We start from the raw sequence: 24,119 nt of genomic DNA on the forward strand, positions 1-24,119 counted from the left end.
GCGGGGCTATTCCTCGCGGCGTCCGCGTCTGATCCGGCTTAGCGCAAGCCCGAGCACGATCAGGCCGAAGCCGGTCCAGTAGATCGGAGCAGGGCTGCTTTCGCCGGTCTGCGGCAGCTTCGCCGGATTGCCGGCGCCGCCCGTTACGTCATCGTCTTCGGGTTTCACGCCGCCTTGCGGCACATCGTCATCCGTGATCGTCACATCGCCCGGCTGCGGCGTACTTCCCGCGGACGGCGACGGTGTCGCCGAGCCTCCCGGACCGCCTGCCGGAATCTCCGGCTCGTCAATGATAACGCCCGGCACTTCACTCGGGCTTGCCGTCGGCGCGGTTGTCGGTCCGGTTGTCGGTGCGGTTGACGGACCCGGCGTCGGGGTTGGAGTCGAGACTGGCAGAGCCGTATTCGTCACCGTCAGATTAACTTTTGCGGCAGACCCTATCGTAACCGGATATTCCTGCGCATTCAGCGCATACCCGGCAGGTGCCGTCGTTTCGGTCAGCACATAGCTGCCAAGCCAAAGCTGGGCGAACTCCGCATTCCCGCTTGTATCGGTTGCACGGGTGCCGACGAGCACGCGATCCGAGCCGCTCAGACGGTATAACGTAAATACCGCGCCGGACAACGAAGCTTGCGGATTCGCGGCATCCACTTTATGAACCGTCAGGGAGCCGCGCTCGCCGCTGCCCGTACCCGAGCCGCTGGATACGCCGACAATCAGTTCCTTCGTCGTTTCCTTGTTCACCAGAACCACGTTGCTGCCGGTGAGCTTCACGGTATTGGTCAGCTTCTCGCCGCTTGCCGCCACAATCAGGGATTCGTATTCCAGCACATATGCCGTGTCAATCGGCTGGAGGAAGCGCAGCGTAAAGGTCTGTTTGCCGCTGCTGTCGCTGCCGATCTCCAGCGTATAGTCCGTATCTTTCACCAGCGCCGAACCACCCGCCGTCACTTCGCCGTTCGCGGCGACTACAGCTTTATACAGCCGGAAAGAATCCGGTACGAGCAGCTGGTTGCCGCTCGGTTCATCGGTAATGGCTGCCTCGGCCACATGCGACTGCGTGCGGTTAATCAGCACCGTCCAATTGACCCGGTCACCCGCTTGCACTCCGTCCTTGAAGACATATTCGTCGCCATGCGGAATGGTCACGGTTGCTACCAGATCTTTCGAAACCTGCTTGCCGCCGTCAAGCAGTACCGCCTTATTGCTGACGTCCTTGCCGATCAGTTGCCCGGCGAGACTGGTTTTGAATACAACAACATAAGGATCCTTGATCGGGCTCGTGAAATGAACCTTCAGTGCATTTCCAGCCGATGCATCTACGGTATAGTTGCCTGTGCTGACTTCCGTTCCTAATGTGTAATCGCCATTGGCGTCAAGCAGCATCGGGTAAACATGGAGCGAACCCGGCACCAGCGTCTGCCCCGAACCCAACGGGTCGCTGACCACGGCGTCATTCAGCGCTTTGCTGTTGTAATTAACCCCTACTGTCCAGGTTAATTCTTTGGCGGCGGCGTCATAAGCCCCTTTCTTGAAGCCGTTTTGCTTGGCTTCCGCCCGCGGAATGAACAATCCCTTCGCTTCCACAGATTTGACGATTTTGGATTCATCGGTCCACTCGACGCGGGCCGTATTGTTAAAGTTGTCGGTATTGCCGGTAATCCAGTCGAAATTGAATTCTGTCCGGTAGCTGATCGTGTATTGATTAGAGATTACGTTCCGGAACTTCACTTTGAAGCCCACATTCGGCTGGATGGGCGAAGCGTATTCCAGCTTGTATGAGGAAGCTTCGACAACGTCTCCGCTGGCGTCCCGGATCACGATGGTGGAAGGATCCAGCTTTTGCCCGCCCTGCGGAAAGCTGTCCGTGACGACGACACTCGCCATCATGTAGCGGTCGCCGTTTACGGTAATTTTCCAATCGGTTGTATGGTTACGATAATCTACCGCGGACAGTGTCTTATAGATAATCGCCGTACGGAGAAGCTGAGTCGCCTCGCTGGTATACGTACTGTCCGTCACGGTATTGCGAACCGTTGTGTCCTTATACACGCGATAAGCGGCCGAGGTCTTGTATTCGACGCGATAAGGCGAAGTCACCGCTTTGTTAAATTTAAGCTCAAAACCCATTTTCTTTTCCATCCATGTCGGGGTTACGGTATAATCCGCGTTTTCGGTAAGCGGAGTTCCTTTTGTGGCGTTGCCCGCTGCATCCAGCGTCACCGGGTAGACCTTCAGTGAACCCGGCACAAACTCCACGGTATCATCGAACCAGTCCTGCAGTACGGCGTTGTCTGCCGGAATATTCTGTGCACCGTAGTTATACTCCAGCGCCCAGGTGATGGTTTGTTTGCCCCATTCATAGTTAGCCGCCACCTTCTTGAGGCTTCCGCCGCGCTGAATATCCACGGTCGCCGATGCGCTTTCCGGATCGCGGCCGTCGCCGCTCAAGGTTGCCGTGTTCGTGAACGAGGTTTGGCTGAGATCCGTAATCGGTGTGGACAAAGCGATCCGGTACGCACTGCTGATCGTCCCGTCGGCAAACGTTACTTTGATAACGCCGCCTTCCGCGGAAACCGCATACCGGCTGGCATCCAGCAGCGCCCCTTGCACGAGCGTGCCGTCGAGCCGTACGTCCAGCTCATATACGGCCGCCGTCACTGTGGCGCCTGGCGACAGCCCCGCTGGAAGCGGATCGGTAACGACCGGTTGGCTGATCGTCTCCAGCTTTTTGTTGATGTCGATCGTCCAATCCAGATGGTCGGGATTAAAGCCCGGTGAAGAACCCGCTTTGCCGATTGCTTTATCGGATTGCGGCCTGAATTTCAGCGTTACCGTCTGCGAGCCGCCGTTCAGCGGGAAGACGACTTCCTGCACGGTGCTGCCGGTAATCGTCTGCTTGTCGAAGTTCGTCTCGATCCGCAGCGTCCCCTGCACGTTGCCATGGGTTTTAATGTAGTCATTGAAGGTCATGACTACCTGATGGGTCGCACGGTTGACCGTAAACGTGCCAACATCCCCATCGGCGGATGAAAGCGATCCGCTGATGTCATTGAACAACGCAAACTGGGCCGGCAACGAGAAGGTAAACGAATCTCCTTCCTTATAGTTGTGGCCATCGGGCAATGCCCATGTGTAATCAAGGATTACTTGGTCGTCCAGCGTGTACACATTGTCTGTAACGGTCTGGCCGTTAGAACCATAGACAGACATCGTTATGCTGGTCAAGATGTTCCCGTTGTTTTCGATGGCCGCAGCCTTGGCTTGCGGGCTGAAATCATTGCCGTAAGCGACCTGCACAAACAGCAGGAGCAAAGCAAGCGCCACACTTATTCTCTTTTTCAACATCTGCGGGGTTCCTCCGTTTCGGTGAATGATGGGTATTAAATCATTGCAGTCTGGCAGCCGGTCAAACCCTTTGGCTTCAACCATAGGTGTTCCGTTTATGTATGACCTGCCTTGGATGGACAGCTGGCATAGTATGACCTATATACATATATCACCTTTCCATGTAATGGTAGAATCACGAAATTCAAAAAATTAAATTAAATATTTGATAATTATAAAGGAGCACAGCAAAAAGACGCCGATATCATCGGCGTCTCCTGTTACAAGCGGATCGGATGGATTAAACTTCAGTTACTTCTACTGTGCTCATTTTGTCGCGGCCCTTGAATGCGTCCACGTATTCCATGCCTTCGGTTACTTTGCCGAATACGGTGTGCACGCCGTCCAGATGCGGCTGCGGCGCGTAAGTGATGTAGAACTGGCTGCCGCCGGTGTTTTTGCCGGCATGCGCCATGGCGATAACGCCGCGTTCATGTTTGTTCGGGTTGATTTCGCAATTGATGGTGTAGCCTGGGCCGCCGGTGCCGGTGCCGTTAGGGCAGCCGCCTTGAGCTACGAAGCCCGGAATGACGCGGTGGAATACAAGACCGTTGTAGAATCCGCTGTTGGCCAGCTTTTCAAAGTTGGCGACCGTGTTTGGCGCGTCGTTTTCGAACAGATCGATCAGTACAACGCCGCCGTTTTCAAGAGTAATCTTCGCTTGCTTTGCCATATGTAAATGACCCCTTTCTAAAATGCAGAAGTTAAACACCAGTTTTTAGTTTACTATGAATTGCAGGACAAAGCAAAGTAACCCCGATAAACAAAAACAAGCGGGAGAATCTCCCGCTCGCTCCTGTTTGATGTGTGCTGCCGGTTTATTTAGCCACCGTTTGCTTGATGATCCGCTCCGGAACGATATCGTTGGCAATGATGTCCTGATGGCTTTCACGGCGCACAACCAGGTCGCTTTGCCCGTTCTGCACGAACACCACGGCCGGACGGCGGATCCGGTTGTAATTGCTGGCCATCGAATAGTTGTAGGCGCCGGTGCAAGGCACTGCCAGCAGGTCACCGCTCTCCACCTTCGGCAGCTCTACGTCCCAGATCAGCATATCGCCGCTTTCGCAGCATTTCCCGGCAATGGATACCGTTTCTTCGGTAGCATCGTTCGCGCGATTGGCCAGCATCGCTTCATATTTGGATTCATACAGCGCCGGTCGCGGATTGTCGGTCATGCCGCCGTCAACGGCCACATATTTGCGCACGCCCGGAATTTCCTTGTTGGTTCCGACTGTATAGAGCGTCGTGCCCGCATCGCCGACGATGCTGCGGCCCGGTTCCACCCAAATTTGCGGCAGCTTCTCGCCGATGCCGGCAAAATGCGTCTTCACCGCGTCGGTGATGGCAGCCACGTATTCCGATACGGCCAGCGGCGTGTCGCCTTCGACATAACGGATGCCGAAGCCACCGCCCAGGTTGACGACCGTAAATTCCGCGCCTAGTTCTTCTTTCACCTGGCGGGTGAATGCGGCTACGCGTTCAACGGCAAGCTGGAAGCCCTCCGTCTCGAAAATTTGCGAGCCGATATGCGAATGAACGCCGAGCAGCTTCAGATTCGCCTGGGCGGATGCCTCGCGCACTGCGTTATACGCGGCGCCATTGCCGATGTCGAAGCCGAACTTCGAGTCGGTCTGGCCGGTGGAAGCGTAGGCATGGTGGGCATGCGCTTCTACGCCTGGAGTAACGCGAAGCAGCACGTTGACGGTAACGCCCTTATGTGCGGCAATGGCTTGCAGCATGCTCATTTCCACCAGGTTATCGACTACGAAGCAGCCGATTCCGGCGTCGATTGCCATTTCGATTTCATCCGGCGTCTTGTTGTTGCCGTGGAAGTGGATGCGCGCCGCCGGGAAGCCGGCCTGCAGCGCGGTGTACAGTTCGCCGTCGGATACGACGTCCAGCGACAGCCCTTCCTCGTCAACGATGCGGCACATCGCCATGATCGAAAATGCCTTGCTGGCATAAGCCACCTGGAAGCCCAAGCCCGAAGCCGCAAAAGCATCCATGTATTCGCGGCAGCGGCGCCGGATCAATTGCTCGTCCATTATATACAGCGGAGTTCCATATTCCGCCTTCAGCTCCGTAACATCACAGCCGCCGATCTCCAAATGCCCGGCAGCGTTAATTCGGCTCGTCCCGTGTAAAAACATTCGCACAATCCTCCAATTTCCGTGGAATCCTCCACTTTCGTCTAAATTAGTGTATTCAGTATAGCAGACGAAGGGAACGCCATAGAATGGACTAATTTGCAGTTGATTTGTATATTTCCGCTTTTATTTTTTCTTCGCATCGGATAGCGGCATCCGGGTGTTGTCTCTCGTTTTGTTGAAAGACGGCCTTGTTTTGGAGCTGAGCACCGGCGGACGGAGAATAATCTCCCCCATGGCCTTTGCATTAAATGGTATAAACGGCCACAGATACGACGAGTTGTAGGAACGGTTCATCGTCAGCATAACTATGAGCAGCGTAGTACCAATCACAAAACCCGGCACCCCGAAGGCGGCGACGGCCACCAGCAGAACCAGCCTGACAATCCGGTTGGCCAACCCCAGCTCATAACTCGGCGTAGCGAACATGCCGATGGACGCGACGGCCATATAAAGCACCACCTCATTGACAAAAAGGCCGGTCTGCACAGCGATGTCTCCGACGAGGATGGCTGCGATGAGGCCCATGGCTGAACCGAGCGGCGTCGGAGTATGCACGGCGGCCATCCGCAGCAGATCGACCCCGAGCTCGACGATCAGGAACTGGGCAATCAGCGGAATCTTGGCCATTTTTTGCGGGCCGATAAAATCCAGCATCGGCGGCTTCAGCTCCGGATGAATGACCATTAACATCCACAGCGGAAGCAGGAACATAGAAGCAAAGATGCCGATAAACCGCACCCAGCGCAAATAGGTCCCCATAAACGGCGTCTGGCGGTTCTCTTCGGCGTGCTGGCACAGATCAAAAAAAGTGGTCGGCAAAATCATGACGCTGGGCGACGTATCCACGAACACGACGACCCGGCCTTCCATGAGATGCGAAGCGACCACATCGGGACGCTCGGAGTATCGTACCATCGGATACGGGTTCCAGCCTTTGGCCACTATGGCTTCTTCCAGTTGTTTATCCGCCAGCGGAATGCCGTCGATATTCAGGCCTTTGATCTGATCCGTCACTGCCTGCACCTGCGTCTTATCGACGATATCGTCGATGTACGCAACGCACACATCGGTCCGCGTCCGGCGGCCCACCTGGTGCATTTCGTATTTCAGGCCCGGATCGCGCAGGCGCCGGCGGACGAGGGCAACGTTCTGCAGCAGCGTCTCCGTAAAACCGTCACGCGACCCTCGCACGACGCGTTCGATGGAAGGCTCATCCGGATTGCGACTGGGATACATCCGGGTGTCCATAATGATTGCCGTCGTTTCGCCGTCGATGAAAAGGGCGCTCATCCCGGTAAGCACTTTGTTGATGCTTTCGCTCAGCACCGTGCCTTTCTCCACCTGCACATGCGGGATATATTCATTGGCAAAATCGGCAACGACGTCCGAATCCACGTTATCGGGCGTCAAGTAGGTCAACCGGCGCAAAATATCATCGAGTATTGCCGAGTTGGCAAACCCGCTGATGCAGAGCAGTGCCGCTTTGCGCCCGCCAAACCTCATCTCACGGAATACGAGGTCAAACGAAGAACCGAGGCCGATCACTTCGGTCAATGTATCTTTGGTCTTCTTTAACGAGTCCGGAATGGTATCCTCGCCCTGCCAGTAAATCACTGACTCCTCAAGCGAATCCGACATTTCGGCATCCCGCTTCTCCTGCCGCGGATCTTTGGCCTTCTGATCCTCTTCTCCCCCGGATGGCCCTACCTTCAGTCTGATCTCCCTCTGATCCGCTTTGCCGCCGCGTTTCTGCCCCTCCCCGCTGACTTCTTGCGAATTCGCCGAATATTTCTCCGACTTGGATTGACTGCCATCCTGCGCATCCGGCCCTTGCCCTTCAGGAGCTTCTTCATCCTCTTCCGAACCATCTTCCCCGAAGATACTGTGCAGAAACCCGAAAAAGCCGCCGCGCGGCGATTCTTCGGCTCCCAGCTCATCAGAAGCCTCGGCATCCTGCCCCCCTGCGCTGAAGGACGAGCCGGTGTCGTCCTGTTCCTCCATATTTCCCATTTGCCCGTCTTCCGTGCCGTTATCTTGGGCTCCGCCTCGTTCCATACCGTTGACGTTTTGCTCCGTGCCGTTTTGCTCCGTGCCGTTTAGAGTATCTACATCACTTCCGGACTGGGCGCGGATTCCTTCTTCGGTTCCTGATTCACCCGGCTCGGCTTCCGCCTCGGAATTCCCGCTGTCCTGGGCGCGGTAACTGTTCTCCTCTGCACCGCCGCCCGAGCGTGATTGCGACTCGTCGGCCCTTCCCGCATTTTGTCTCGCACCATCGGTGGATGAGGCTGTGACGCTGCGTACATCGGCATCATCCTCCGGGGACGCTTGATGTCCGCTCTCTTGGCCGCCGACAGCGTCCACCCCGACGCGCTCCTCATCCCCGGAGCCGCTGTCATACTGCGCCTCCCGGGATGCGAGAGCTCCGCCGTTGTTTTGCCGGTCTGCGCCGCTGTCAGGACTGGCATCCCCGGCGTTGCCCGCCTCAACATCTCCGCCGGCTCCTTGGGCATTGCCGCGCCCCAGCGGAGCGGTCATGTCGATCCGGCGGTCGTCATTGCCGATCGCATGCTCTTGCCCGTGATCGAGCAGGCGGGAATTTACGGCAAGATCTCCCGCCAGCGCTCCTGCGCCGGCGGAAGCGGCACCCGCAGCAGTGCCCGCTCCTCCGGAACCGGCGGCGCTCCCGGAATTGCTCGCAGTGCCCGGATTAAAGGCAACGGCCCCGGGGTTCACCGCTGCCGCCTCGCTTCCGGCACCCGTACCTTTGCCGTTGGTGGACAGCATCGGCCCTTCCGCCGGTTTGTCTGTTCCGGTAACGGACAGTTCGCCGGGAATGCCGCCGGTTTGGCCGATCCCGGGGGCTCCGTTTGCCACGGCCTGCCCTTGTCCGGATTCGGAGCCCGCATCCTCCCGGCCCGGCGCTCTTTCTTGCGCCGTGCTACCTTCATCCGGACCCTCTTTTTCGTCGTCTTCTTCCCTATCGCTTGCCTTCATGCCGGTTCCAAGCTCCGCCGAAGCTTCGATATCTTGCCGCTCTTCGCCCCCTGCGGGCTGACGCTCATTGTCCCCGCGTTTCCGGTCGTCGGCTTCCGCCCGGTCGCCGCTGTGTATATATCGCACCAATGTGTACCCCTCCTCGGATTAATGTTGGTAAACAAACCAATCGAACAATGACCCGGCCACTTTGCCGCACACCATCGCCATCAGCAGCCCGAACAGATAATGCGTCATCTGCAGCCGCTTCGCCAGAATCGGCAGCACATTCAGCACTTCGGTCAAAGCTGCAGCCAGCATACCGACGAATACGCCGTCAAACCAGCCGACCGCCAGCTCGGCCAGCGGCCCCGCGCTAATTCGCCAGCTCCAGAAATCGCTGAGCGTGCCGAGCAGCGATCCGCTGACCATCGCACCTTCATACCAGTGCACTTTATCGTAGGAAGAGGTCAGCTGAGCCAGCCTGGGGATCACGTCAAGTACGATGAACAAGGCGATGACGCCGCCCCCTACCGCAATGCCTCCGGCAATCCCCAGCAACAGATGTATCCCCAGCGATATGGGAGCCGTCATGGCTTACGCTCCGCCCGGCTGCCGGGGCGGTTCTTCAGGCTCTTCCGTTTGGCGTACTCCTCATGCACGACGAACTGGTCGATATTTTTCTGGTATAGGAACATCTCCACTTCCAGCGGCGTCGGCTCTTCATTCCATTTTTTCTTGAACAGATGGTTAAAAAAGATGACCATGCCAAATCCGATGCCCAGCGAATAGGCCACCTGGAAAAGGTACGGATGTTCGTCCCTGCGCCCGGTCAGCATCTCCACGATCCGCACATGCACTTCCTGCATGCTGACATCGGCATGGAAATTCATGATCGTGAGCGCCGATCCGAAGAACAGCAGCAGCCAGACGAGCACGAATAAGGCAATCGACGGCTTCCGGGTCACCCGCCCTTCAATCTGCACGATGCACCGGCCTTCGCCGATCAGCTGAATTTCCGCATCCGGAGCCTGCTCCTTAATCTTCGGGATAATGCTGAGCAGGTCGATTAAAATCAAATTACCGTCGGTCTGCTTCGGTTGTTGCAGCAACACCGATTTCAACCGTTCTTTCCATTCGGGCTCGGCGATCCAGTCGGCCACATCGCGCAGGTAGATGGCTTTGCCTTTAGGTACCGTAATCCGGGCTTTGAGCTGTATATAAATGACGGGGCCTTGTTGGTGGTTCATCGCATATCCCTCCTGTACGGGTAAGAATATCGATAGTATGGGAGGAAAGACTTTTTTTTACTCCGGAAGGGCATTCCTTCTGTGCACGCAAAAAAAGGATGGATCTCCTGGCGGCGTGCCCCCGGAAATCCATCCCTTGTTTATTTATTCGATTATAGCGAAGCCTGCCGGCTCTCCTGCGAGGAGATCAGGTACAGAGCCGTCCAGATAAAGGCAAAACCGATGATCTGCGGCAGCGTAACGAGCTGCTGGTACACAATCCAGTTGATCAGAACCCCGACCATCGGGAAACTGAGTTCGGCAAGCGTAGCATAAGACGCTTTGGTCGTATTTAATCCTTTATAATACAGCAGCATGCTGAGCAGTCCCGGGAGCAGCGCCTGCAGCAGCAGGTTCACAGCGATCAGCGCGCCGGTTCCAGCGCCGCCGTGAATTTGCCACGGGTTGCCTTCATTTACGGTAATCACGATAAGCAGCGGCAAAGCGACGACAAAACGCAGCGAAGTAACGGTCTCGTATTTCATCGAACCCAGCAGATAACGGCCCATGACGGTCGAACCGCCCCAGAGCGCCGCTGCACCCAGCGCATAAAGGCTGCTTTTGCCCACAAAGCCATGAACATTGCCAAACGGCAGCGTCCAGCCGAAGGTCAACAGATACGTACCGCCCAGCGCAAGGACAAGCAAATATCCGAAATTGCGAGGCAGGCGCTCCTTCAAAACCACCGCAGCCAGGCCGATGGCGAACAGCGGCTGCAGCTTTTGCAGCAGCAGGACGGAGTTCAGGTCTCCGCCGGTCAGCGCTTTAGTGAACAAAATGGTGGCGATGGCCGAACCGCCCCAGGCTACTGCCAAAATCGCGCCGAGCTGCTTCATGCGGATTCCCTTTAATTCCGCCCGGTGACGCCACAGTACGGGCGCTGCCGCGACGAAGAGCACCAAGTGCTCGAGCAGGACGATCTGCGACGACGTGAGGGATTTCAGCAAAATAATGCGGAACAGCGGATCGACGCCCCACAGCGCCGCTCCCAGGACGACCAGCCAGAATCCGCTGCGCATCGGCGCTACGCGTACAGCCGGTTTAGAAGCCGTGGACTTGATTACGTTACTCATTCTTCATTCTCCTTGTGTGAGCCAAAACCTCGCAAGAGACCAAAAAACCCCCAATTGCCGGGAATGGCATTCGGGGGCGTCGACAATAAAGACACCAAAAAGCGGCGTCCCTACGTTGATCCTCTCCCATCCGGACTTTACCGTCGGCTCTGGACTTGCACCAGATCAGTCACAGCCTTGCTGCCAAAGCTGCGAGTCGCGGGCTTGTTCCCATGGAACTTTACCGCCGGTCAGGAATTTCACCTTACCCCGAGAATCTTGTACTCCGTTATTTTTTTCACAACATCAGCATACCTGCGTTTTCGCTATTCGTCCAGCTTTTACTGAAAGTATCCATACATTTTTCATAATTATGCCAAGCTGAACGATAAATCACCATATTCTTAGCCCCGTTACGTTATAATAGATTCTAGTAAATCCATAATTTAACACATGGAAAGTAGGGATCGATTGACCAGGGACTTTTGGAGCCGCTTCTCGTTGTCCGTCTTTGCTTGTGTAGGCATTGCCTTCTGCGCATTTTTCGCAAGTTTCTTCGTGTTGCTGTTCGGAGGCGCCCGATTTTATGTCTCCCTCGTCGTTCTGGCAGCGGTGCTTCTCGCCTTGAACCTCGTTATCGTCATCTTCGGTTGGTTTGCCCGGCGGACCCGCGTACTCACGGCACTTGGCTGTGTTCTGCTCTGTCTTGCAGCCGCCGGATACTATGAAGCCAAAGAAGCTTACATCGACGGCCTCGGAAGCGTGGATGAACGGGAGGTAAACCTGCATGAATACCAACCTTTTGCCAACCCCACCAAAGCTGTACGGCTGGACGAACCTGCATCCTACCGTATCGGGAGCGAACTGCCGCGGCTGGACGGAGCAACGGCGCTTTACCCGCTTTATGCTGCCTTTGTCCAGGCTGTTTATCCGGCAAATACTTATGAACCTTACGATGAAAAAGCCGGTCCCGTCGTCTGCTCTTCGACAACCGAAGCTTACCGCCGGCTGATCAGCGGAGAGGCCGACATCATTTTTGCCGCTGCGCCTTCGTACGCCCAATCCAAGCTGGCGAAGAACAAAGGAGTCGAACTGAAGCTGACGCCGATCGGCCGTGAGGCCTTCGTATTCTTCGTGAACCGCAAAAACCCGGTGGACGGTCTGACGACCCGGCAGATCAAGGACATCTACGGCGGCAAGGCGACAAACTGGAAAGACGTTGGCGGGGCTGACGGGCATATTCGCGCCTTCCAGCGTAATCCGGACAGCGGAAGCCAGACGCGGCTGGAGCAGATCATGGCCGGGGAGACGCTGATGACGCCTCCGCATGAGGATGTCACGAGCATGATGGCCGGAATCATCAGGGAGACCTCCAGCTACCGCAATTACAAAAATGCGCTCGGCTTCAGCTTTCTGTTCTACGCCTCGGAGATGAACCGCAGCAACAAAATCAAGCTGCTGTCCATCGACGGAATCGCGCCTTCGGCGGAGACGATCCGCAGCGGCGAATATCCGTATGTGACCGAATTTTATGCCGTGACCGCAGGCAGCGCCAATCCGAATATCCAGCCGTTTCTCGACTGGATTCTGTCCCCGCAGGGGCAGAAGCTGGTGGAGCAGACCGGGTATGTGGCGATCCGGTAGCTTCCGGATTCAACGCTCCGTCTTCCATACGGATTTTCGGAACTAAAAAGCTGTGCCGCAAGCCGCAAGATAAGCGGAACGGCACAGCTCTTGTAAGTTTATCGACTCTGCAGCGCCGCCATCACCAGCAGCCGTTTCGCCGGGTCGGGATCGACCTGCAGCTCCGGCTCCCGGTCGAAGATCATCGTGGCCCGTTCTTTAGCCGTATATGGCGGCCACTCGGCGCCGTCGACCGCCGGCTTGCCGGTATGCGCAAACGACGTCCATGCGTCCAGCATCGCCAGCGCTACCCGCTCCATTTCCGGCGTTACGGTCACGCCGTATTGGCCGAGCAGCGGCAGATTATTGAACACGTAATAAATCTCTGCGGCATGGATGGCTTTATCCAGCAGGGGATGGCCGTTAATCGCCCAATCATAACGGTACATCCAGACTGGCGCGTAAGGCTGCTGGCACTCCGCCAGCGCAATGGAGCCGCCCCAGAACAGCAAGTCGGTCAGCAGCTGCGCCTGCCCTTCCCAGTTCCGAGGATACTCCTGCGCCAGCGCTTCCAGGCTCGGGATGCCCATCATCAGCTGCAGCGCCTGCAGCCCGGACTCGAAGCTGCCGGCCTCGCGGTCCGGCCGGAAAAAGAAGTGGCCTTCGTCCCGGTTCGTCCCGATCAGCAGCGACACACCGGCCGCCGAGCCTTCGCCGACGGCAGCCAGCGGTTCCAGCGGCAAGGTGGCAGGATCGAGCACCGGCTGGAACAGCAGAGCCAGCGAGTCCCCGCCGACCTTGCTGACCATTCGGGCCGCGGCGGACAGAATGACGCCGACCGGCAGCGTGTGAAGCGCGTCAAGCGCACCGTCCGGCTGCAGTTCCAGCTCTGTGAGGAAAGCCTCGGCAATATGCCGTCCCTGCCCGCCGCTGAGGGATTGGGACGCTCCGCTTTGCAGAATCGCCGCGGAGAACAAGCCCTTGGCTTCGGGCATCGCCAGCAGCGCGGCGATGCTCATACTCCCCGCCGATTCGCCGAATACCGTTACCCGCGCGGGGTCGCCGCCGAAAGCGGCGATGTTATCCTGCACCCACTTCAGCCCGGCGATCTGATCGAGCAGGCCGGCATTGGAGCACAGGTCCTCGCCGAACGGGGACAGATGCAAAAAACCGAGCGGGCCAAGGCGGTAGTTGAGGGTCACGACCACGACCCGCCCGCGCGAGGCCATGTTCGTTCCGTCGAACATCGGCTGGCTGCCGGAGCCGGTTATAAAGGTGCCGCCATGAATCCATACCATGACCGGCAGCGTCTCGCCGTCTGCCGCAGGCGACCAGACGTTCAGGTACAGGCAATCCTCCGAATATTCCGGAAGAGTGCCGCCGAACCGGATGCCGTTCGAGCTGGGCGGCTGCCAGCAGACCGCGCTAAAGTTCAGCGCGTCCCGCACGCCGGTCCAGGGTTCCGGCGGCTGCGGCGCGCGGAAGCGCCGCTCTCCGGCCGGAGGCGCGGCAAAAGGAATGCCGCGCCAGAGCCGAATCCCGTCACGCGCGAGTCCGCGCACTTTTCCATAAATTGTCGTTGCAACGGGTTCCGTCAAATGTATCATCCTCTCCAAATTTACACACTTTCTTCCCCTTCCGGGGCAGGCTTCTCGTAAAGCCCCGACCGGAAGCGAAACCATTGAAATACATGGGTAACGACCACCTTCAGTACGGCATACCCCGGAACCGCCAGAATGATGCCGAGCACGCCGAACATTTTCCCGGAAAATATAATGACGAATATGATCGTAATCGGGTGGACCCGCAGCGATTTGCCCATAATCTGCGGGGAGATAAACTTGCCTTCGATCAGCTGCACGGCTGTCCAGACCACGACTAATTTAAGCAGCATGAACGGCGAAGCCACTGCCGCAACAACCAAGGCGGGGGTAATCGCAATGGCCGGACCCAGATAAGGGACAACCGCGGTACAAGCCGCTACGATCGCCAGTACCAGCGAATAGTTCAGGCCGATAATCAGATAGCCAATGTAGAGCAGCGCTCCGATGCAGCAGCTGACGATGATCTGCCCCCGGATATAGGACGCCACCTGGCTGTTCATCTCCGACATCACCATTCGCGTCTGCGGCTGCAGCGCGGTCGGCACGAACCGCATCAGATAGTCGGGCAGCCGTTTGCCGTCGCGCAGCAGATAGAACAGAATGAACGGCGTCGTCACAAGCGCCAGAATAATCTCGGTCAGCGTACCGACGAAGTTGCCGACGCTGCTGGCGGCATTGTTGAGGAACGACGTGCCCCAGGTAGTCAATTTGCCGGAGACGCTGCTGAAATCGGTGCCGATATTCTCCTGGATATGGCCAAAAACCTCGCTGCCGGTCAAATCCAAAAATTCGTCCTGGATCTGCTTGCTGTATTTCGGGAAATTGTCGATTAGCTCCAGCAGCTGGACGCGGATCATCGGAATGACGGTAAGCAGGATCAGCGTAATAATGCCGGCAATCAGGAGATACAAAATCACGATACCGTACGCCCGTTTAACCCGGCTGCGCCTTTCCATCCGGTCCACCAGCGGGTTGAGCAAATAATAAGCGACGCCCGAAAGCAGCAGCGGCGCAGCTACCGTATGCAGCAGGACCGATATCGGCTTAAAGATGAACGGAACCTTGGAGAAGACGAGCAGGTTGATCCCTACGAGCAGAATGATGAGCAGCGATACAACGAATTTATTATTCAGAAAAAACTTCTTGAATTTTTCAGGCCATACTTGCAGCCTCTCCATACCGAACCCCCCACAGTTAAACATGTGATTTATCGCACTTATTCCTGTTTGTAATAAGCATAGTCAACACGGGGGGCGCAAGTCAAATGTTCAGCGGGCGATATCCTGAAGGAAAGCCTTCACGGCCTTTCGTCCTTTCAGGAATATAATGTTTTTGACGCCTTGCTGCGCTTCCATCGCCTGAATAATCTTTAGGCGGCTGCGCTTTGGGTAATCCCAGATCCACTTCAGAAAAGCCCAGTCGATCTGTTCGGGACAGCCTTCGGTCAGGTCGGGCCGGCTCCGTCCGTGATATTGAATTCGCCGTTTTAGCACCCTGTAGAGACAAAGCGGACGCGGCATATCGAGAAAAATGATCGTATCCGCCCGCTCCAGCCGCATCGGAAACGTTTTGTTGTAATTTCCGTCGATGATCCATTGATCCAACGCCACATAGGCTTCGACCCTCCGCTGCATCTCCTCATCCCCGCTGGCGACCCAGCCGGGGTTCCAGTATAAAGTATCCAGATGCACGACGGGAAGCTGCAGCGCTTCGCCCAGCTGCCGGCTCAGCGTGGACTTGCCCGCTCCCGCGGATCCCGCTATCATAATTCGGTTCATATGCCCCTCTCCCTTACGCGAACTTCAGATCAGCCACGCGGCCGACCCATTCAAACCCTATGGACCGGTATACGCCGTTGGAATCGGGATTGCCGCTGTCTGCGTACAACATCGGCGTGAGTCCCTCCGCCAGCAGCGTTTCGCATAATCCGGAGACAACGGCGCTGGCATACCCCTTCTTACGCTCGCTTCGGGACGTGTAGACCTCGTTGATTCGCGCATGATTGGCCGAACGGTGCGCAACATGGGCCATACTGACCGGAACGCCTTCCTTGACCCATAAATACAAATTGCCCGAACCTGCCAGGTCCGCCACGTAGGCCGCGAAATGCTCTGCCTCCTTCGTCAGTCCATACGTATCTTTGCAAAAACCGGCAAGAAACCGGGCGACAACGGTCGTATCCGTCTTTTCTGCGCCCTGCAGTACGCCTTCCACCGCCCGCGGAGCCTTGACTGTCGGACAAGCGTACGCTTCCATCAACATATGCGTGGAATAGGTGACGCCCCGGCCGGCGCAAAACGCCCCGGCAAACGCAGCCGTTATCTCCTCCGTCCCCGTGACGCCCGGCAGCTCTGCTCCGCTTACTTCTGCGGCCGCCGCACGCGCGAGCCGCACGCGCTCCTCCGTCTCCAGTTCCCCGGAGATCCACAGCCACGGGTTAAAGCCCGCGGAATGCACGAACATCATCCGGCGGTCCGGCGTCATCAACCGGATATTATGCGGGTGACCCGCTATTTTGTGGATCAAATTAAAACAGACCTCATCCCGCTGGAAGGCTTCGCAGCGCAGAATACGGTCGTCCGGATCAAAACATATGAACATCTAGAGTGATCCTCCTGTAATAGATTTCGCCCTCCCGAGGTTATCCAAATATTTCAAATCTACATATTCGGATTCGCCGCTGTTTTTTCCTGCAATATTTTATTTCTTTTTGCCCTTTGCGCCGCGTCCATCCACAGCCTTCAAACCCTCATCGTATGTATACAGCAGATTCTCTTCCATCGCTTCGCCCTGCAGCAGGCCACGCACCAGCTTTTTGCCCAGCTTGGGCGTCATGTCCTTGTACCATAGGCCCTCCGGGTAGGCAATGACGATACAGCCGTCGGCGCACCGGCCGTTGCAGTGCGTCACTGTCGTATGAATGCGGCTGTCGGCGCCCTGCTTTTCAATCTCCCGCTCAATGGCCTCCGCCACTTCTTCGCCCCGGGCTTTCTTGCAACTGCTGCCGTTACACACCAGCAAATGGCTGCGGGTGCCGTGCAAATTCCATGTGGTCATCCTCATCCCGCCTTCGCGTTTTACCTAATACATACCCTGCCTGTATGCCTGCCCAAACGCTGTCCGGTTAGGTTTGCTATTTGGGGAAATACTAACCCTATCCGGCAGACCGGAAAAATACTGAAAAAAGGAGAAACGAAGCGGTGTTCAAAATTTTTTGCATCTATGTCCTTCTTGCCGTGTTGACTTTTATCCTGATCGTTGCCGTCGATTTACTTGCCGGGATCCCACTGCATGCCTCCCTGCATTCGTTCTATGACGTGTTCAGTACGACCTCGCCCGGCGTCGCCATTGTTATGGTGTTCTACGTTGTCCTGCCGCTCTTGATCCGGATCGTCAAGACGCTCCGGAGAGGAAGCAACCATTCTTGAGCTCCCTACTTATACCAGCCGAATTTGCGGCGGATCTGGTGAACGATGAACAAAAAGATCGGAATCCAGGCGCACATGACCGGCAAAATATATTTAAGGAACACCTTTCCGTCGTTCATATGGCTCGGATAATTCTCTGCGCTGACGAAAGAGCTGAACAGCACGACCACAACGACCGGGGGGACTATTCTTCGCACATCCTTGATTTTGAACAAATCGGCAGCAATCGCCACTGCCGCATAACAGTACACCGTCATTTTGAAAAACACATCGATGATCAAGGTGAGGATAACGAGCGCATCCAACCGCTGAATAAAATTCGCGACGTTTACCAGCGTGATAGTGGTGAACATCGGATATGTTGTCCGGCTGTAAATATCGAGGCCGAGTACGGCCATCTCAATGGCATGCGTCGCGCTGAGCAGGAACGCGCTGAGACAGATGGCGAAGATTCCGGCTTTTTTGGCATTTTTTTTATGGGCAAACAGGGGCAGAATCGTCGTAAAGCATACCAGCTCTCCGTAAGGAAAAATCCAGATGCTCGGGTAAGCCGAGCGAAAAGCTTCCGGCCATTCCCTCAAATGAATGGGAAACAGATTATGCAAATCCGGAAGTCCTGCAATAATAACGACGCCGACACTGATGACTCCCATGATCATAATGATCCAGAAGTAGATTTCCGCCGTACGGGCGAACACCTCAATGCCCATATACAGAATATAGATGACGGCGGCAACCATAATTCCGTTGATGATAAAGATGGGTGTTTTGTCATAGGAAGCCGAGATTAGCAAATCCCCCGCTTCGCGCAAATTCCGGGAACCGTTGTACATCAGCACCGGAAGAAATAAAAGGCTAAGCGGCCAGCCGATGTACTTACCGAGAATTTTTTGCGTGTACCCGCTAATAATCATCTCCGGAAACTGCGAATACAAGTCTGTGTATATGAGATACAGCAGAATTCCCCCAGGCAGCGCTAGGAGAATGGACAGCCACACGGCATGTCCACTCTCCAACCCGATCGGCACGACAAGCGCCGTACCAAGTTCGAACAGTACCATCATGGAGATAAATTGGTTAGATCCGATAACCTCTTTTTTCAACGCGAACACCCCTTGCCTTCCTTAAACTTCCTTTATTCGCTGGGTTTCATATACGGCTTAAGACGCATCCCCGTACTGCGTATGTGGCCCTCGATATGCAGTTCTATTTCACCTGAGGCAAAATAGTCCTCCCAGTTCTTCTCCACCTTCTTCCAGCCCTGCGGATTGGTGCGCTTTAACTCGTTGCCGAAGCCGAATATGTCGCTTTTATGCTCGCGGGCTGTTTTCCACGCCGCCATGATTTCATCCGCCGTCACTTTTTCAAAGGCCTTCTCCAGTTTCGCAATCTCCTCCTGGCTGCTTAAATCAATAAACCCCTCGGTTTCGGACACGCTTCCCTCTTCTCGGATGTGAACTTTGAAGACCGGAGTTCCGTTCTTTAGCTTGACCTTGACGTCGGAAATCGAATGATAAACATTGACGGCAATCGGCTGGCCATATTCCGCGGCGCTTACATTCACGACCGCTTCTTCAATCTTATCCAGCACCCACTGGGTGCCTCTGGCCTCGGCGCCGTTAAGCCAATACGTCAGCTTCCCGTTATGAAAGGCGCCAAGACCGTTTATGGACGAGACGGCCAAGGGTTCTGTTTGCTCCAGCTGCTTCTTTTTCGCGCCTTCCTCCGGATCCCCTTTTATGCTGACGGCATTGATCGTCATGTCGCCTTCACCGATATAAGCATGAATCGCGTCAAAAACGTTGATTCTCCGGTTTTCTCCCCATACTGACGAGCTTATCTGGGCTTTATTGACCAGGCCAAAGGAGGGCAAGCTTTCGACGGGTGTCAGCACTTTCAAGACTGATTCGGCATCAAGGCCCCTGGATACGAGGACAGCGCTGTTTAAGCGCAGCTCATGCGATCTCTCAAAAATATCGAATATATTATCTACACCTTTGCGGGCCAGTTCTTCACCGATGACCAGGAGCTGAATATGGGCAAAAAACAACTGACGGCTGACCTGCTTGGAGGCGCGGCGCAGCGCAGAGAATATCGTCTTATCCTTTGCCGTAATGATGAGGCTGCTGGGAGAAACTGAACCGGATCCAGAGCCTGATGACGTTGAAGTGGGAATTACTAGCTGAAATGAAACCTTGAAATCGCCGGTTTCTGGCTCCAGGTCCACCCCGATCCCGGTGACGATGGACAGTGCGTTCAGTTCCCTTGAATTCCAGCAACCGGTCAGTAAGGTCAACGCCATCATCATGCACAATAGAGCGCAAATGCGCGCGGTCGCTTTAGTTCCCATTCTTTTTCTTCCCCGGCAGCTTGCCCTTTACACTGATTTGGTTATTGTTATTGACCAGCCGTGGTCGAGAGGTCATGAAATGGAGCGGCCAACGGATAAACGTATCCTTCTGGTCGGCCGTGACCAGCGGTGCGATCGGCGACATGAACGGCACGCCGAGTGAACGCAGGCTGCACAAATGAGCAATCAGAATGAGGCAGAACACCGCAATCCCGTAAATTCCGATAAATGCAGCAGTGATCATAAGCACGAATCGCAGCATCCGGATCGTGAGCGCCATGTTGAACGCCGGCGTCGCAAAGCTCGAGATCCCCGTCAGCGATACGACAATAACCATCGCCGGCGAGATAATGCCCGCTTGCACTGCCGCCTGCCCGAGCACCAAGCCGCCGATAATCGATACAGTCTGCCCGATGGGCGACGGCATGCGGATGCCGGCTTCACGGATGATTTCAAACGTAACTTCCATCATCAGCGCTTCGATAAAGGTCGGAAAGGGCACGCCTTCGCGCTGGGCCGCCAGACTAATCAGCAGCGGCGTCGGAATCATCTCCTGATGGAAATTGAGCGCAGCGACAAACACCGCCGGCCCGAACAGGGAGATCATTAGACAGAGAAACCGCAGCAAGCGGATCAGCGTGGAGATATCAAAGCGCTGGTAATAATCTTCAACGGAGTGAAAAAACATAAAAAACGTCGTCGGCGCAATCAGCACGACCGGCGTGCCGTCCACAAAAATGGCAATCCGTCCGTCCAGCAGATTGCCTGCGACGCTGTCGGGCCGTTCCGTATTGTAGATGGTAGGAAACGGCGAGAATTTATTTTCTTCGATAATCTGCTCGATGTAGCCGGATTCGAGAATGGAATCGACGTCGATCCCCTTAAGTTCTTTTCGCAAATGGGCGACCGTGTCGTCGCTGGCAATTCCGTGCATATACATAATGGTTACATCCGTCCGGGTGACGTTCCCGACCTTAAAGGTTTCGGTCCACAAGTCCGCGCTTTTGATGATCCGCCGCACCAGGGCAATGTTGGTGCTGATCGTCTCCGTAAAGCTCTCCTTGGAGCCGCGGATGGCAACCTGCGTCGTCGCTTCCGTTACCGCACGCACTTCGCCGCCCGCCGTGCTCGCGCTGACGGCCTCCCGGATACCCTCAATCAGGATGACGGTATCGCCCGAGATCAGCGCTTCAATCAAGCCTTCGACATCTTTGACCACTTTCTCTTTGCCGATGTTATGGGCGATGACTTTCATATATTCGAAGACACTGTCCGCTTTCTCCAATGGAACTGTCCCGCTGGGCAGCTCCTCGAAAGACATGGCATGATTGATATAATCCTCTACGAGTGCTTTGTCGGTAATCCCGTCCATATAAATGATGGCAACCTTGACCGGCGTGTACAGCAGCTCGTATTCCCGGGTAATCAGTTCAGGGCTATTGCCGAGCCTTGCCCGGACCTCGTCCAGGTTCGGAGCGATTTGCGCGGCCAGCTTGGTCTTCTTGCCGCCGTCTTCCTTGGACCCGTTCTTTCCATCGGTTTGTTGCTTGGCCATTACGGACACCTCCTCGGGTTTACTATTCCTCTAAGACTGGAGGTTTATGCAGGATATGGAACGGGGGGAGCGCTCTTGCATTGGAGGCGATCCCTCCGCTGCTTCGAGCGCGTGTAGGAAATAAAAAAGCAGCGGTCCTCCTAAATGCTGAAGGACGCTGCTACCTCAATACAAAAGTTTTATTCAAATCTCACTGGCGCAACCCTAATGGCTGTCCACAACACCAAGCGCTTTATTTTTCTCCTTGAACCGGTCGTTGTGCGAAGAGACGTACGCCGCCTTGGGCGCTGAGGGGTCCATATACAGCTTAGCGCTGTTGAGGGCGAGGACGGCATCGGTAAAGGTTCCGGCAATCAGCCGGACCTTGCTGTCGTAATCGACGAAGTCTCCGGCGGCGAAGACAGCCGGCAGGTTCGTCTCCAGCCGTCCGCTTACGTTGGCGCACCATTCGCCCATATCGAGGCCCCATTCGCGCAGCGGGCCGAAATCGCTCTTGAGGCCATGGTTCACGATAACGGCATCGACATCGATGCATTCGGTTTCGCCCGTTTCGCTGCAGGTGATCGTCACCTGGTCGATCGTTGTTCCGGCTTTGCTGTGCAGTTGGGTCACTGCGTGCGGAACCTTGATCCTCACGGAGGATGCCTTCATTCGCACCACGTTTTTCTCATGGCCGCCGAATTGTTCCCGGCGATGCACGATGGTGACGCTCTCGGCGACACCGGACAGCTCATTCGCCCAGTCGACGGCGGAGTCGCCGCCGCCGGAGATCAGCACTCTTTTGCCGCGGAAAGGTTCAAGCTCTTGCACGGTATAATGAAGGTTCGTCACCTCGTACCGGTCTGCCCCTTCAATCTCCAGCTTGGCTGTCTGCAGGATACCGTAACCAATCGCTAGAATGACGGTACGCGTCCAGTGCCGCTCGCCCGTCGAAGAAGTGAGTATGTAGGTGCCGTCCTCCTGCCGCTCCTGCGCGGTAATTTGCTGGCCGAGCACGATCGTCGGATCGAAGGTTTGTGCCTGCTGGATCAGTTGATCGATCAGATTGCGGCAGAGAATCGGCGTAACGCCGCCGACATCCCAGATCATTTTTTCCGGATAAATCAACATTCTCCCGCCCAGCTCGTCCTTGGCTTCGATCAGCTTGGTCTTCAAATCTCTCATTCCGCTGTAAAATGCGGTATACATGCCGGCAGGCCCGCCGCCGATAATCGTCACGTCGTACAATTCCAGTTGCTCGTTCATCTTTCCGGGTCCTCCTCATGAAATTGATTCTCATTATCACTTACTACTTACTTATTGTAATAGAAAATGCCGCTCTTTGGCAATGGACAAAAAAGCCCCTGCCGGACGCGGCAGTTGCGCGCCTGACAAGGGCATCTTCCGAAAACTTCCGAACAGCAGGCGGTTACCGGGTGTAATCCTCATATTGCTCCCGTTCGTTCAGCTTATGGTACATGTATTCATCGTTCTTCAGCTTGTATAGCTGCCCCATCGCCCCAAACACGAAAAGAAGCAGCAGGAGCAGCGAAAATGCATAGGTCAGCTCCCCGATATAGAAGCAGACGACAATACCCGCTATAATCAATATCAGCAGACCAATTCCGATTCTGGACAATATTTTCCGCATACCGGCTGCCCCCTCTCCCTTGCATAGCTTGAACATACCATAGAAGCGGGCAGAACGTTGTCGAATGCTGTCTCCCGGAATTCAAAAAGAAAATGCCATAAAGGAGTCCACACGATGAACAAAAGACGCTACGGTTCTACAGGCATGACTGTTTCCGAAATCGGTTTCGGCGCATGGCAGCTCGGCAACCGCCAGGAGTGGGAGGCCATGGACGAAACATCCGCCATCTCGCTCGTGCATGAAGCGCTGGCCATGGGAATCAATTTCTTTGATACCGCGCCTAACTATGGCCTGGGGAACAGCGAGACGCTGCTGGGCAAAGCACTGAAGGGACAGCGGGAAAAAGCCGTAATCAATACCAAATTCGGGCATCACGCCGGGGGCGAGACGGATTTCGGGGTACGACGGATCAGGGAATCGGTTGAAGGCAGCCTGAAGCGGCTGCAGACCGATTATATCGACTCCGTGATCATCCACAATCCGCCTTTCGAGCTGCTGGACGGTAAATTCGGCCATTACGCCGAATTCGAAAAGCTGAAGGCCGAGGGCAAAATCGGCGCTTACGGCGTATCGGTCGATTCGGCCCGGGAGATGCGCGAAGCGGTTACGGGCGGCGGCGGGACGGGGATCGGCGTGATTGAAGTAATGTTTAATATCTTCTATCAGGAGACGGCGGATGCCTTCGCGCTCGCGCAAGAGCGGGATATTCCGCTCATCATCAAGGTCCCGCTCGACTCCGGCTGGCTGTCCGGCAAATACGGCAGCGAGAGTATTTTCTCCGGCGTCCGCAGCCGTTGGTCTCCGGAGATCATCCGCAAACGCGCCGCGCTTTTGGACAAGATCAAATTCGTCACCGGCGGAAATACAACGCTGGCCATGGCCGCGCTGCGCTTTATTCTGTCCTACCCGGCGGTCGCGACTGTCATTCCGGGCGTGCGCAGCCATGCTCAGCTGGAAGAAAACGTATCGGCCAGCGCAGGCTCCATGCCGGAAGATCAGGTCCGGCGCCTGGAACAATTATGGCAGAGCGAGATCCGTGACCAGCAGCTCGGCTGGTAATCGGTTCATGATT

General features: G+C 55.8%; 20 protein-coding genes and 1 riboswitch. Of the genes, 3 read left to right on the plus strand and 17 right to left on the minus strand.

Annotated elements, in window-relative coordinates:
- Nucleotides 1–6: 6 nt before the first annotated feature.
- The 7 genes from BMW84_RS08915 to BMW84_RS08945 form a co-directional block, all read right to left on the minus strand.
- Nucleotides 7–3,348 carry an LPXTG cell wall anchor domain-containing protein gene (locus BMW84_RS08915; RefSeq protein WP_175498711.1) on the minus strand — a complete coding sequence of 1,114 codons (3,342 nt, stop codon included), beginning with the start codon at nucleotides 3,346–3,348 and terminating at the stop codon, nucleotides 7–9.
- A 280-nt stretch (nucleotides 3,349–3,628) separates the two neighbouring features.
- Nucleotides 3,629–4,060 carry a peptidylprolyl isomerase gene (locus BMW84_RS08920; protein ID WP_091066820.1) on the minus strand — a complete coding sequence of 144 codons (432 nt, stop codon included), beginning with the start codon at nucleotides 4,058–4,060 and terminating at the stop codon, nucleotides 3,629–3,631.
- A gap of 145 nt (nucleotides 4,061–4,205) precedes the next feature.
- Nucleotides 4,206–5,540 (minus strand): diaminopimelate decarboxylase, encoded by a 1,335-nt coding sequence (gene lysA, locus BMW84_RS08925; protein ID WP_091066822.1) that lies wholly within the window; start codon nucleotides 5,538–5,540, stop codon nucleotides 4,206–4,208.
- 123 nt (nucleotides 5,541–5,663) lie between these two features.
- Entirely contained in the window at nucleotides 5,664–7,253 is a 1,590-nt protein-coding gene (locus BMW84_RS08930) for a spore germination protein (RefSeq protein WP_254772951.1), read from the minus strand.
- Between the two features lie 1,431 nt (nucleotides 7,254–8,684).
- Nucleotides 8,685–9,110, minus strand: a complete 426-nt coding sequence (locus BMW84_RS08935) for a stage V sporulation protein AB (RefSeq protein ID WP_091066825.1) — start codon at nucleotides 9,108–9,110, stop codon at nucleotides 8,685–8,687.
- Complete coding sequence (locus BMW84_RS08940; RefSeq protein ID WP_091066827.1) at nucleotides 9,107–9,766, minus strand: stage V sporulation protein AA; 660 nt, start codon at nucleotides 9,764–9,766, stop codon at nucleotides 9,107–9,109. The genes BMW84_RS08935 and BMW84_RS08940 overlap by 4 nt, the downstream gene beginning before the upstream one ends.
- A gap of 152 nt (nucleotides 9,767–9,918) precedes the next feature.
- Nucleotides 9,919–10,878 (minus strand): DMT family transporter, encoded by a 960-nt coding sequence (locus tag BMW84_RS08945; RefSeq protein WP_091066830.1) that lies wholly within the window; start codon nucleotides 10,876–10,878, stop codon nucleotides 9,919–9,921.
- Between the two features lie 114 nt (nucleotides 10,879–10,992).
- A riboswitch (FMN riboswitch) is annotated at nucleotides 10,993–11,139 on the minus strand.
- A gap of 276 nt (nucleotides 11,140–11,415) precedes the next feature.
- On the opposite strand from BMW84_RS08945, the gene BMW84_RS08950 reads away from it, so the two are divergent.
- Nucleotides 11,416–12,501: a PstS family phosphate ABC transporter substrate-binding protein gene (locus BMW84_RS08950; protein WP_254772902.1), complete on the plus strand. Its 1,086-nt coding sequence runs from the start codon at nucleotides 11,416–11,418 to the stop codon at nucleotides 12,499–12,501.
- 98 nt (nucleotides 12,502–12,599) lie between these two features.
- Here the strand turns inward: BMW84_RS08950 and BMW84_RS08955 are convergent, their stop codons facing one another.
- The 5 genes from BMW84_RS08955 to BMW84_RS08975 form a co-directional block, all read right to left on the minus strand.
- Complete coding sequence (locus tag BMW84_RS08955) at nucleotides 12,600–14,078, minus strand: carboxylesterase/lipase family protein (RefSeq protein WP_091066835.1); 1,479 nt, start codon at nucleotides 14,076–14,078, stop codon at nucleotides 12,600–12,602.
- Between the two features lie 20 nt (nucleotides 14,079–14,098).
- Nucleotides 14,099–15,262 carry an AI-2E family transporter gene (locus BMW84_RS08960; protein ID WP_091066838.1) on the minus strand — a complete coding sequence of 388 codons (1,164 nt, stop codon included), beginning with the start codon at nucleotides 15,260–15,262 and terminating at the stop codon, nucleotides 14,099–14,101.
- 90 nt (nucleotides 15,263–15,352) lie between these two features.
- Nucleotides 15,353–15,862: a DNA topology modulation protein gene (locus BMW84_RS08965; protein ID WP_091066840.1), complete on the minus strand. Its 510-nt coding sequence runs from the start codon at nucleotides 15,860–15,862 to the stop codon at nucleotides 15,353–15,355.
- A 13-nt stretch (nucleotides 15,863–15,875) separates the two neighbouring features.
- Nucleotides 15,876–16,685 (minus strand): GNAT family N-acetyltransferase, encoded by an 810-nt coding sequence (locus tag BMW84_RS08970; protein WP_091066843.1) that lies wholly within the window; start codon nucleotides 16,683–16,685, stop codon nucleotides 15,876–15,878.
- Nucleotides 16,686–16,784: 99 nt separating this feature from the next.
- Nucleotides 16,785–17,141 carry a (2Fe-2S) ferredoxin domain-containing protein gene (locus BMW84_RS08975; RefSeq protein ID WP_091066846.1) on the minus strand — a complete coding sequence of 119 codons (357 nt, stop codon included), beginning with the start codon at nucleotides 17,139–17,141 and terminating at the stop codon, nucleotides 16,785–16,787.
- Nucleotides 17,142–17,284: 143 nt separating this feature from the next.
- Here BMW84_RS08975 and BMW84_RS08980 point away from each other — a divergent pair, with 143 nt between their 5' ends.
- Nucleotides 17,285–17,512, plus strand: coding sequence for a YczF family membrane protein (locus BMW84_RS08980; RefSeq protein WP_091066848.1), 228 nt, complete (start codon nucleotides 17,285–17,287; stop codon nucleotides 17,510–17,512).
- Nucleotides 17,513–17,517: 5 nt separating this feature from the next.
- On the opposite strand, the gene BMW84_RS08985 is transcribed toward BMW84_RS08980, so the two are convergent.
- The 5 genes from BMW84_RS08985 to BMW84_RS09005 form a co-directional block, all read right to left on the minus strand.
- Nucleotides 17,518–18,615: a GerAB/ArcD/ProY family transporter gene (locus BMW84_RS08985; protein ID WP_091068199.1), complete on the minus strand. Its 1,098-nt coding sequence runs from the start codon at nucleotides 18,613–18,615 to the stop codon at nucleotides 17,518–17,520.
- A gap of 32 nt (nucleotides 18,616–18,647) precedes the next feature.
- Nucleotides 18,648–19,862 carry a Ger(x)C family spore germination protein gene (locus BMW84_RS08990; protein WP_091066851.1) on the minus strand — a complete coding sequence of 405 codons (1,215 nt, stop codon included), beginning with the start codon at nucleotides 19,860–19,862 and terminating at the stop codon, nucleotides 18,648–18,650.
- Nucleotides 19,852–21,417, minus strand: a complete 1,566-nt coding sequence (locus tag BMW84_RS08995) for a spore germination protein (protein ID WP_091066853.1) — start codon at nucleotides 21,415–21,417, stop codon at nucleotides 19,852–19,854. The genes BMW84_RS08990 and BMW84_RS08995 overlap by 11 nt, the downstream gene beginning before the upstream one ends.
- A gap of 204 nt (nucleotides 21,418–21,621) precedes the next feature.
- Nucleotides 21,622–22,662, minus strand: coding sequence for an NAD(P)/FAD-dependent oxidoreductase (locus BMW84_RS09000; protein WP_091066856.1), 1,041 nt, complete (start codon nucleotides 22,660–22,662; stop codon nucleotides 21,622–21,624).
- 163 nt (nucleotides 22,663–22,825) lie between these two features.
- Nucleotides 22,826–23,047: a hypothetical protein gene (locus BMW84_RS09005; RefSeq protein ID WP_091066857.1), complete on the minus strand. Its 222-nt coding sequence runs from the start codon at nucleotides 23,045–23,047 to the stop codon at nucleotides 22,826–22,828.
- Nucleotides 23,048–23,161: 114 nt separating this feature from the next.
- Here BMW84_RS09005 and BMW84_RS09010 point away from each other — a divergent pair, with 114 nt between their 5' ends.
- Nucleotides 23,162–24,106, plus strand: a complete 945-nt coding sequence (locus BMW84_RS09010; protein ID WP_091066860.1) for an aldo/keto reductase — start codon at nucleotides 23,162–23,164, stop codon at nucleotides 24,104–24,106.
- Nucleotides 24,107–24,119 lie beyond the last annotated feature (13 nt).

It is taken from the genome of Paenibacillus sp. NFR01 (assembly GCF_900111565.1).
Taxonomy (GTDB): Bacteria; Bacillota; Bacilli; order Paenibacillales; family Paenibacillaceae; genus Paenibacillus_AQ.

Bases quoted from the DNA above. Each gene is read 5' to 3' on its own strand.
- BMW84_RS08970 (WP_091066843.1), bottom strand. From the start codon at position 16,685: ATGTTCATATGTTTTGATCCGGACGACCGTATTCTGCGCTGCGAAGCC.
- BMW84_RS08920 (WP_091066820.1), bottom strand. From the start codon at position 4,060: ATGGCAAAGCAAGCGAAGATTACTCTTGAAAACGGCGGCGTTGTACTG.
- BMW84_RS08975 (WP_091066846.1), bottom strand. From the start codon at position 17,141: ATGACCACATGGAATTTGCACGGCACCCGCAGCCATTTGCTGGTGTGT.
- BMW84_RS08995 (WP_091066853.1), bottom strand. From the start codon at position 21,417: ATGGCCAAGCAACAAACCGATGGAAAGAACGGGTCCAAGGAAGACGGC.
- BMW84_RS09000 (WP_091066856.1), bottom strand. From the start codon at position 22,662: ATGAACGAGCAACTGGAATTGTACGACGTGACGATTATCGGCGGCGGG.
- BMW84_RS09005 (WP_091066857.1), bottom strand. From the start codon at position 23,047: ATGCGGAAAATATTGTCCAGAATCGGAATTGGTCTGCTGATATTGATT.
- BMW84_RS08940 (WP_091066827.1), bottom strand. From the start codon at position 9,766: ATGAACCACCAACAAGGCCCCGTCATTTATATACAGCTCAAAGCCCGG.
- BMW84_RS08990 (WP_091066851.1), bottom strand. From the start codon at position 19,862: ATGGGAACTAAAGCGACCGCGCGCATTTGCGCTCTATTGTGCATGATG.
- BMW84_RS08945 (WP_091066830.1), bottom strand. From the start codon at position 10,878: ATGAGTAACGTAATCAAGTCCACGGCTTCTAAACCGGCTGTACGCGTA.
- BMW84_RS08935 (WP_091066825.1), bottom strand. From the start codon at position 9,110: ATGACGGCTCCCATATCGCTGGGGATACATCTGTTGCTGGGGATTGCC.
- BMW84_RS09010 (WP_091066860.1), top strand. From the start codon at position 23,162: ATGAACAAAAGACGCTACGGTTCTACAGGCATGACTGTTTCCGAAATC.
- BMW84_RS08915 (WP_175498711.1), bottom strand. From the start codon at position 3,348: ATGTTGAAAAAGAGAATAAGTGTGGCGCTTGCTTTGCTCCTGCTGTTT.
- lysA (WP_091066822.1), bottom strand. From the start codon at position 5,540: ATGTTTTTACACGGGACGAGCCGAATTAACGCTGCCGGGCATTTGGAG.
- BMW84_RS08965 (WP_091066840.1), bottom strand. From the start codon at position 15,862: ATGAACCGAATTATGATAGCGGGATCCGCGGGAGCGGGCAAGTCCACG.
- BMW84_RS08960 (WP_091066838.1), bottom strand. From the start codon at position 15,262: ATGGAGAGGCTGCAAGTATGGCCTGAAAAATTCAAGAAGTTTTTTCTG.